Source organism: Nocardioides sp. NPDC057577 (assembly GCF_042801335.1).
Taxonomy (GTDB): Bacteria; Actinomycetota; Actinomycetes; order Propionibacteriales; family Nocardioidaceae; genus Nocardioides.
On the sequence record NZ_JBHVGB010000312.1, the window covers coordinates 1 to 2383 of the forward strand.

The window sequence follows — 2383 nt, forward strand, 5'->3', positions numbered from 1 at the left end:
GACGAGCCATCCTTCGCGGGCGAACCGTAGGGCGGTCGCGCGGCCGATGCCGGCGGCCGCCCCGGTGATCAGTACGGAACTGGGCACGTGCTCGGTCAGGCCCTGGCGAAGTCGTTGCTGGTGTCGAAGAACCAGACCGTCGAGTCGGTGCAGACGATCCGGTCGAGCTTGCCGACGGCGACCTGTGAACGCGGCGTCTTGCCCGAGGCCAGCACCACGTCGTAGGCGTCGCTGGTCCGCAGCACCGACCACGGCTCGGACTCGGTGCCCTCTCCCGTGCTGATGATGCTGTCGAGCGCTGACTGGGCCAGGATCGACTCGCGTTGGGCCTGCTCGAGGTTGCCGAGGCCGCGCTGGGCGTCAGCGAGGGCGGTGTGGGCCGAAGGGCTGAAGATCGCGCCAGGCATCAGCCCATGGACCGCGGCGATCGCGCCGGCGTAGTCGCCGACCGACATCATCGGGGCGACCATCTCGGTGATCTCGAGATCGGGCCGGAAGTTCGGAGCTTCCAGGATCGCCTCACGTAGGGCTCTCAGCGACTCCGGGCCGGGATCGCGAAGATAGACGTCGAGCAGCTCAGCGTACGTGGCCAACAGGGGTCCCCCCTTGAATAACGGTCGCCATGCACGGTAGCCAATGGTGCGGCCACGTGGGGCGGTTGACAACGATTATGCGCCCTATTGTGACTCGGAAGTTGCGCGGCCCCCCGGTTTCTATCGCCAGCCGAGATCAGGGGCGACGTGGGTCAGGATGCTCTCCAGGGCATGTGCGTTGTAGTCGACGCCGAGCTGGTTCGGCACCGTGATCAGCAGCGTGTCGGCGGCTTGGATCGCCTCGTCCTCGGCGAGCTCCTTGACCAGGACGTCGGGCTCGGCGGCGTACGAACGCCCGAAGATCGCGCGGGTCTGGTCGTCGATGTTGCCGATCTGGTCCTTGGCCTGCCGGTCGAGACCGAAGTAGCGCCGGTCCTCGTCGTTGACGAGGGCGAAGATGGAGCGCGAGACCGAGACGCGCGGCTCCCGCTCGTGTCCGGCCTCCCTCCATGCTTCGCGGTAGGCCTCGATCTGCTCGCGCTGCTGGATGTGGAACGGCTTGCCGTTCTCGTCGTTCTTGAGGGTCGAGCTCTGCAGGTTCATCCCGAGTCCCGCCGCCCAGCGCGCGGTCGCCAGCGAGCTCGAACCCCACCAGATCCGGTCGCGCAGGGTCTCGGAGTAGGGCTCGACCCGGAGCTTGCCCGGCGGGTTGGGGAACATCGGCCGCGGGTTGGGCTCGGCGAACTCCACCCCCTCGATGATCTTGAGGTACGTCTCGGTGTGAGCACGTGCCATGTCGGCCTCGGAGGCGCTGTCGCCGGGGTCGTAGCCGAAGTAGCGCCACCCGTCGATGACCTGCTCGGGTGAGCCGCGGCTGATCCCGAGCTGCAGGCGCTCGCCGGAGATGAGGTCGGCGGCCGCCGAGTCCTCAGCCATGTAGAGCGGGTTCTCGTAGCGCATGTCGATGACACCGGTGCCGATCTCGATCCTCGAGGTGCGGGCGCCGACCGCGGACAGCAGCGGAAAGGGCGAGGCGTACTGGCGGGCGAAGTGGTGGACCCGGAAGTACGCACCGTCCACACCCAGCTCCTCGGCGGCGACCGCGAGGTCGATCCCCTGGATCAGCGCATCCCGTGCCGACTGCGTCTGCGAGTAGGGCGACGGTGTCCAGTGGCCGAAAGACAAGAATCCGATGTTCTTCACGACTAGTAGAACTCTCAACAGTCCCGCGAGATTCCCTCCGAGGGGTCCCGGACGCCGACCGGCTCGGGTCAGCCAGGGCGGCTGGGACCTTCGCCTCTGGGCGTTCCGCTCTCCGGAACCGCCCTCGAACTGACACCACCTTGTCGGTGGTGACCTGCAGTTCTGCGTTCTGTTCTCATTCGATCAACACGCGAGAGTTCCTTCGTGCGCCCGGTAAAGCGAACGTCCACACGGCATCAACAACTGCCCCTTATGAGTTTATCTATCGGTCGACCGAATAATCATATCGGTCGACTGACCAGGGAAAACAATGTCTCGGCGTGTTGTCCGAGCTCTTCCGAAGTCGCGGATTATCGTGTTACATATCAGGCAGCTTCACCGATGCAGTTTCACCGATATAAGGCCAACCAACATTCTCTGGGGGATGAATTAATTATGTGGGACACCGTTGAGGTGCAGAGCTTCACGCTTTCTCACGACATGCCGTGCCGCGACTGCGGTCACGCACGTCACCGCTTCTTGCCGTGCGACTCCGAGTGCGACTGCCGCGCCCACGAGGTAGCGGAGCTACTGGAGGTCGCCGGCGCTCGCTGAACGACCTGGCGTCAGCTGTCTCGGGCGTCCAGAAACGGTGACCACCGCAGTCG

At 65.3% G+C, this 2383-nt stretch carries 2 protein-coding genes; both read right to left on the bottom strand.

Annotated elements, in window-relative coordinates; all coding sequences use genetic code 11:
• Positions 1-95: 95 nt before the first annotated feature.
• Positions 96-593 (bottom strand): DUF4919 domain-containing protein, encoded by a 498-nt coding sequence (locus ACFU7D_RS29325; protein ID WP_378727196.1) that lies wholly within the window; start codon positions 591-593, stop codon positions 96-98.
• A gap of 120 nt (positions 594-713) precedes the next feature.
• Positions 714-1736, bottom strand: a complete 1023-nt coding sequence (locus ACFU7D_RS29330) for an LLM class flavin-dependent oxidoreductase (RefSeq protein WP_378873985.1) — start codon at positions 1734-1736, stop codon at positions 714-716.
• Positions 1737-2383 lie beyond the last annotated feature (647 nt).